The organism is Streptomyces sp. NPDC051172, assembly GCF_040682555.1.
GTDB lineage: Bacteria > Actinomycetota > Actinomycetes > Streptomycetales > Streptomycetaceae > Streptomyces.
Map to the genome: position 1 here is coordinate 47801 of NZ_JBFBBE010000066.1, position 6005 is coordinate 53805.

Sequence of the window (6005 nt, forward strand, 5' to 3'; positions counted from 1 at the left end):
CCGGCCTCCTCCTGAACGATCGGGAAGTTGTTCACGTACCGAGGTGTGCACAGGCCGCGCACAGTACGCGGCGTTGATCGACTTTGTCATACGGCCGGAGGGTGTGCGGTGGCCCTGAACAACACTTACGACGCAAGGCTGGTCCAGCAGGAGACCGCTGTGGGAGCGGGCGTTCAGATCCTGTTGCTGGCCCTGCTCGGCACGGCGATCGGCATGGGGCCGGCGGGCTGGCTGACCGGCCTCGTCTTCGCCGTCGCCACGTGGGCGGTGCTCTCGCGGGCCCTGCACCGCACCCGGCCGCGCTCGTTCGGCCCGGCCAACCGCGTGACGCTCGGCCGGGCGACCCTGGTGGGCGGGGTGACGGCCCTGGTCGCGGACTCCTTCGAGAGCTCCCCGCCGGTCACCGCCCTCGTCGGCCTCACGGCGGTCGCCCTCATCCTGGACGGCGTCGACGGCAAGGTCGCCCGCGCCACCAACACCTCCACCCCGCTGGGCGCCCGCTTCGACATGGAGGTCGACGCGTTCCTGATCCTGGTGCTCAGCGTCTACGTCTCGATGCAGCTCGGCCCGTGGGTCCTGCTCATCGGTGGCATGCGCTACGCCTTCGTCGCCGCGGCCCGCGTCTGGCCGTGGCTGAACGCCTCCCTGCCGCCCAGCACGGCCCGCAAGACGGTCGCCGCGATGCAGGGCATCTGCCTCCTCCTGGCCGCCTCGGGCTACCTGCCCCCCATAGCCTCCCTCGGGGTCGTCGTACTGGCCCTGGCCACACTGATCTGGTCCTTCGGCCGCGACGTCCTGTGGCTGCGACGGACGTCCCGGGTCCGGGACGGCGAGGTGGAGGAGATGCTGGAGCTGGAGTCGGAACGCGAGACGGTGGCGTCCTGAGCGACGCTCACGCCTCGGGCGGGTACCGGTGGACCGTCGACTCCCGGGCCGCGAACCCGAGCCGCTCGTAGAGCCGGTTCGCCGCCTCCCGGTCGGGCCGGGAGGTGAGGTCGACAGTCCGGGCGCCGGCCTCCCGGGCGATGCGCAGGGCCTCCTGCCTCAGCAGCGCCGCAACTCCGTGCCGCCCCGTCCACGACGACGTCCTCGACGCGGGCCCTCAGCCCCGACGGCAGGTGGAGCATGACGAGGGTCAGGGTGCCGACGATCCCGCGGTCGGCCCGGCCACGAGCACGGTGTTCGCGTCGCGATCCAGGATGCGGTCGACCGCCCCGGCGTCGAGCGGGCTCGGCGGACGTGGACAGTTGCGGCAACAGCCGGCCGAACGCGTCGATGACTTCCTGGTCAGCCCGCCCGGCGATCTCCACCCCGATCTTCATGACGGCGACCCTACTGGCGCGGAATCCGCCGACCGCCCAGGGCGCCCGTCCTGCAAAGGGCCGGTTCTCGGCGAGCAGTCCACCTTGATCACTGGACTGCCACCCCCGATTTGACAGACCGTCGGATGCTGCCTAAAACCTAGCTACATGACATTCATTTTCAAAACCAGCCCGATTCCGGTCCGGTAATGCGGGTCGCGTTCGTCGGCAAGGGCGGCAGCGGCAAGACCACCCTCTCAGCGCTCTTCACCCGTCATCTGGCCCGCTCCGGCGCGCCGGTACTCGCCATCGACGGCGACATCAACCAGCACCTGGCCGAGGCGCTGGGACACGACGAGGACCGTCTGGACGCCCCACCCCTGGGCGCCCACCTGCCCGAGATCAAGGAGTATCTGCGGGGCACCAACCCGCGCATCGCCTCCGGTGCGGCGATGATCAAGACCACCCCGCCCGGCCGCGGCTCCCGTCTCCTGCGCCTCCTGGGCGACGACGAACTCCACGCGCGCCACGTCCGGCGCGTGGGCGACGTGCCGCTGATGGTGACGGGCGAGTTCGACGAGAGCGACCTCGGGGTGGCCTGCTACCACTCCAAGCTCGGCGGCGTCGAGCTCTATCTCAACCACCTGGTCGACGGCCCCGGCGAGTACGTGGTGGTCGACATGACCGCCGGCGCGGACGCCTTCGCCTCCGGCCTGTTCACGCGGTTCGACATCACGTTCCTGGTGGCGGAACCGACCCGTAAGGGCGTCTCGGTCTACCGCCAGTACCGCGACCACGCCCGCGAGTTCGGGATCCGTATCGCCGTGATCGGCAACAAGGTGACGGGCGAGGACGACCTGCTGTTCCTCAAGGAGCAGGTGGGCGACGACCTCCTGACCCACCTGGTGCACTCCCCGTGGGTACGGGCAGCCGAACAGGGCCGCACGGAGGGCGGCCTGGACACCCTGGAGCCGCACAACCGCCACGCCCTGACCATCCTGCGCGAGACCGTCGACGCCCACCCCAGGGACTGGCCCGCCCTCCACCGCCACGCCGTCGAGTTCCACCTGCGCAATGCCCGCGCATGGGCGGACGAGGCGACCGGCCTGGGCCTCGCCGCCCAGGTGGACCCGGAGTTCGTACCGGGCCCGACGGCGCTCACCTGACCACTCCCCCCTCCACCGTGAAACACATCCCCCAACTCCTGGAACGGACGCCCCTTCTCATGTCTCTCGACGTCTCCCCGAAGCTCCTCGCCGAAGCCGAGTCCGGTGACATCCGCGAGGAGGACTTCGTGGACACGGTCCGCACGTCCCTCCCGTACGCCTACGACCTGATCGCCTCACTCGCCACCGAACTCAAGGGCGGCACGGCCGAGTTCACCGACAACCAGACCCCTCCCCCCTCCGAGCAGGAGCGCGGCCAGCTCCTGCGTGCCCTCGCGAGCGACGCCATCCGCGGCAGCCTGGAACGCCACTTCGGGGTGGAACTGGCCTTCCAGAACTGCCACCGGGTGGCGGCGTTCCGGCCGGGGGCACGGTACGGGGAGACGTACGGGCGGTTCACGTCGGTGCGGTCGCAGGTGCTCAACCAGTCGCCGGAGTTCCGGGACTGCTGACGCGCCCCGCGCCCTGCCGGCCGGCTCGGCCGAAGGCCCCGGTCAGAGGATCTCTTCCTCCTCGGGGACGACGACCTGGTCGATCATGTACTGGATCTGCTCGGCCGGCAGGGCGACCGCCATGGCCCAGTAGTAGATGATCAGGCTGAAGACGCCGGTGGCGACCATGTCCCACCACAGTGGGAACCACGGGTGCTTCAGGGGTCCGAAGTCACTCAGGTAGACGATCAGGCCCATGCCGACCAGATAGACCGGCAGCCACTGCGCGGCACGCAGGTCCAGCTGAGGGGTGATCGGGTTCATCTTGAACACCCTGTTGGCGACCAGGATGACGTAGCCGATGAGGATGGCGACGCCGAGCTTCCAGTCGGTGGTCCAGCCCGACCACAGGATGAGCAGGTTGGCCACGATGAACGCCAGCGGCGACATCCAGCTCCCGCCGGGCAGCCGGTAGGGGCGGTGGGCGTCGGGCAGACGGCTGCGGAACACACCGAAGGAGAGCGGCGCTCCCGCGTACATCAGCACGCTCGCGCTGGTGATCAGCCCGACCAGGGAGCGCCAGCTCGGGAAGGGCAGGAAGCAGATGCAGCCGATCACGAAAGCGGTGATCAGGCCGACCCACGGGACACCGCGCTTGTTGGTCCGCTCGAATGCGGTCGGCACATAGCCGTTGCGGCTCAGGCCGTACGAGACCCGGGAGGAGCCGGTGATGTAGATCAGGCCGGTGCCCGCGGGGGAGATCACCGCGTCGAGATACAGGATGGTGGCCAGCCAGCCGAGGCTGACCAATGTGGCGACCTGCGCGAATGGCCCGCTCAGGGTATTGAACGCGGAGTTTGCCCAGGTATGGCCGATCTGATGCGCCGGCAGCGCCGCGAGGAAGACCACCTGGAGGAGGATGTAGATGATGATGCCGATGACGATCGACCCGATCACCGCGCGCGGGATGTCCCGCTTGGGATTGGCGCTCTCACCTGCGAGCTGGTCGGCCTGTTCGAAGCCGAGCAGGGCGAAGATGATGCCGCTGGTCGAGACGGCGGACAGGATGCCCTTCGCCCCGTAGGGGTTGAACCCGTCAGCCGCCGTGAAGTTGGCGGTGTGGAACTGCGCGATGGCGAAGACGAAGATCGTCAGCAGCGGGATGCCGACCTTCCACCAGGTCGCCGCGCTGTTGGTGCGGGCCAGCAGGCGGATGCTGAGGAAGTTGATGGCCGTGATGACCGCCATCAGGCCCACCGCGACGGCGATACCGGAACTGGTGAGGACGTGCTGACCGCCCTCGACCTTCTCCCAGCCGTGCGCCCAGGAGTAGTGCTGGCCGTAGGTGATCATGGCCAGGACCTCGATGGGTGCCACCGTGGCCGCCTGCAGCCAGGAGAACCAGCCGAAGGAGGCCCCCGCGGCGCCACCGTAGGCATAGTGCGGGAAGCGGGCGGTGCCGCCGGAGACCGGGTACATCCCGCCGAGCTCGGCGTGCACCAGCGCCAGGATCAGAATGGCGACGCCGCCGATGGCCCAGGAGATGATGGCCGCCGGCCCGGCCGCCGCCAGCGCCCCCTGCGCGCCGAACAACCAACCCGACCCGATGATCGATCCTTCCGAGGCCCAGATGAGGCCTATGAAGCCGATCTCGCGCCGCAGCCCCGGTCTGGTTCCCGCGCCGGGCGCCTCTTCCGATATGGCCATGACACACACCCCCTCATAGGGTGATCCTCGTCACATTATCGTGCCACGTTGGCGCGCTCGCGACAGCTGGCCGTGCGTACACGACTCGGCAAAATGCCCATGGGCCGGGAGACCGCGCCTGTGCCGGATCCGGGCTCCCGCACCCGGGTCCGGCACAGGGTCCTGGCTCAGGCCGCCCTGCAGGCTCGGCCCCGGTGGGCGCGGACGATGTCCGCGTAGCGGTGTCCGCTGCCCTTGATCGTCCGCACCTGCGTCCGATAGTCCACGTGCACCAGCCCGAACCGCTTGTCGTACCCGTACGCCCACTCGAAGTTGTCCAGCAGCGACCACGCGAAGTAACCGGCCAGTGGGGCGCCCTTGCGGACCGCCGAGGCGCAGGCCTCGAGGTGGCGTTCCAGGTAGTCCCGGCGCTCGGGGTCCTCGACGGTGCCGTCCGGGCGTACGACGTCCGGGTAGGCGGAGCCGTTCTCGGTGACGTACAGGCGCCGGGCGCCGTACTCCTCGGTGAGCCGGAGCAGGAGCGTCTCGATGCCGTTCGCGTCGATCTCCCAGTCCATGCCGGTGCGCGGGACGCCGAGGCGGCGGACCGAACGCACATGGGGTGCCGGGGCCGAGGGGTCGTCGGCGACGGTCGCCGGCATGTAGTAGTTCAGGCCGTGCCAGTCGAGCGGGGCGGCGATCGTCGCCGAGTCACCGTCCCGCTCGGGGAGTTCGACGCCGTACACCTCGCGCATGTCGGCCGGGAACCCGCGGCCGTACACCGGGTCCAGCCACCAGCGGTTGACATGGCCGTCCTGTCGGCGGGCGGCCCGTACGTCCTCGTCGCGGTCGGTGGCGGCGTGCACCGTGGAGAGGTTGGTGACGAGGCCGACCTGCGCGGACGGGGCCGCGGCGCGGATCGCCCCGACGGCGAGGCCGTGGCCCAGGAGCAGGTGGTAGGAGGCGCGGACGGCGGCCGTCAGGTCGGTCAGACCGGGGGCCATCCGGCCTTCCAGGTGGCCGATCCAGGCCGAGCACAGCGGTTCGTTGAGCGTGGCCCAGTGCGTCACACGGTCACCGAGACGCTCCGCCACGACCGAGGCGTACTCGGCGAAGGCCAGTGCGGTGTCCCGCTCGGGCCAGCCGCCGCGATCCTGGAGGGCCTGCGGGAGGTCCCAGTGGTAGAGGGTGACAAAGGGGGTGATGCCCGCCTCCAGCAGACCGTCGATCAACTCGTCGTAGAAGGCGAGGCCCTTGGGGTTCACCGGTCCGTTGCCACCCGGCATCACCCTCGGCCACGCGATCGACAACCGGTAGGCGTTCGCGCTCAGCCTCGATCCACCGCGTGAATATTGATCACGGGTGTCGGGCGGGTTGCGGGTGTTTCTTCGGGGTGCGGGCAGCGGTGATCGCCGGGTGGC

Annotated in this window: 6 protein-coding genes; 3 read left to right on the top strand and 3 right to left on the bottom strand. The window is 69.8% G+C overall.

Annotated features, from left to right (window positions below):
- The first annotated feature begins 108 nt into the window (after positions 1–108).
- Entirely contained in the window at positions 109–885 is a 777-nt protein-coding gene (locus tag AB0N07_RS32105) for a CDP-alcohol phosphatidyltransferase family protein (RefSeq protein WP_365841063.1), read from the top strand.
- 7 nt (positions 886–892) lie between these two features.
- On the opposite strand, the gene AB0N07_RS32110 is transcribed toward AB0N07_RS32105, so the two are convergent.
- A complete protein-coding gene (locus AB0N07_RS32110) occupies positions 893–1051 on the bottom strand; it encodes a GNAT family N-acetyltransferase (RefSeq protein ID WP_365841076.1) in 159 nt (52 codons plus the stop codon).
- 459 nt (positions 1052–1510) lie between these two features.
- Between AB0N07_RS32110 and AB0N07_RS32115 the strand changes: the two genes are divergently transcribed.
- Entirely contained in the window at positions 1511–2467 is a 957-nt protein-coding gene (locus AB0N07_RS32115; protein WP_365841065.1) for an ATP-binding protein, read from the top strand.
- Positions 2468–2526: 59 nt separating this feature from the next.
- Positions 2527–2919 carry an SCO5389 family protein gene (locus AB0N07_RS32120; RefSeq protein ID WP_365841067.1) on the top strand — a complete coding sequence of 131 codons (393 nt, stop codon included), beginning with the start codon at positions 2527–2529 and terminating at the stop codon, positions 2917–2919.
- 42 nt (positions 2920–2961) lie between these two features.
- Here AB0N07_RS32120 and AB0N07_RS32125 read toward each other — a convergent pair whose 3' ends face one another.
- Entirely contained in the window at positions 2962–4605 is a 1644-nt protein-coding gene (locus tag AB0N07_RS32125) for an APC family permease (protein WP_365841069.1), read from the bottom strand.
- 167 nt (positions 4606–4772) lie between these two features.
- Positions 4773–6005, bottom strand: a 1233-nt coding sequence (locus AB0N07_RS32130) for a GH1 family beta-glucosidase (RefSeq protein WP_365841071.1), incomplete at its 5' end; no start/stop codon positions are given.

Bases quoted from the DNA above. Each gene is read 5' to 3' on its own strand.
- AB0N07_RS32115 (WP_365841065.1), top strand. From the start codon at position 1,511: ATGCGGGTCGCGTTCGTCGGCAAGGGCGGCAGCGGCAAGACCACCCTC.
- AB0N07_RS32120 (WP_365841067.1), top strand. From the start codon at position 2,527: ATGTCTCTCGACGTCTCCCCGAAGCTCCTCGCCGAAGCCGAGTCCGGT.
- AB0N07_RS32125 (WP_365841069.1), bottom strand. From the start codon at position 4,605: ATGGCCATATCGGAAGAGGCGCCCGGCGCGGGAACCAGACCGGGGCTG.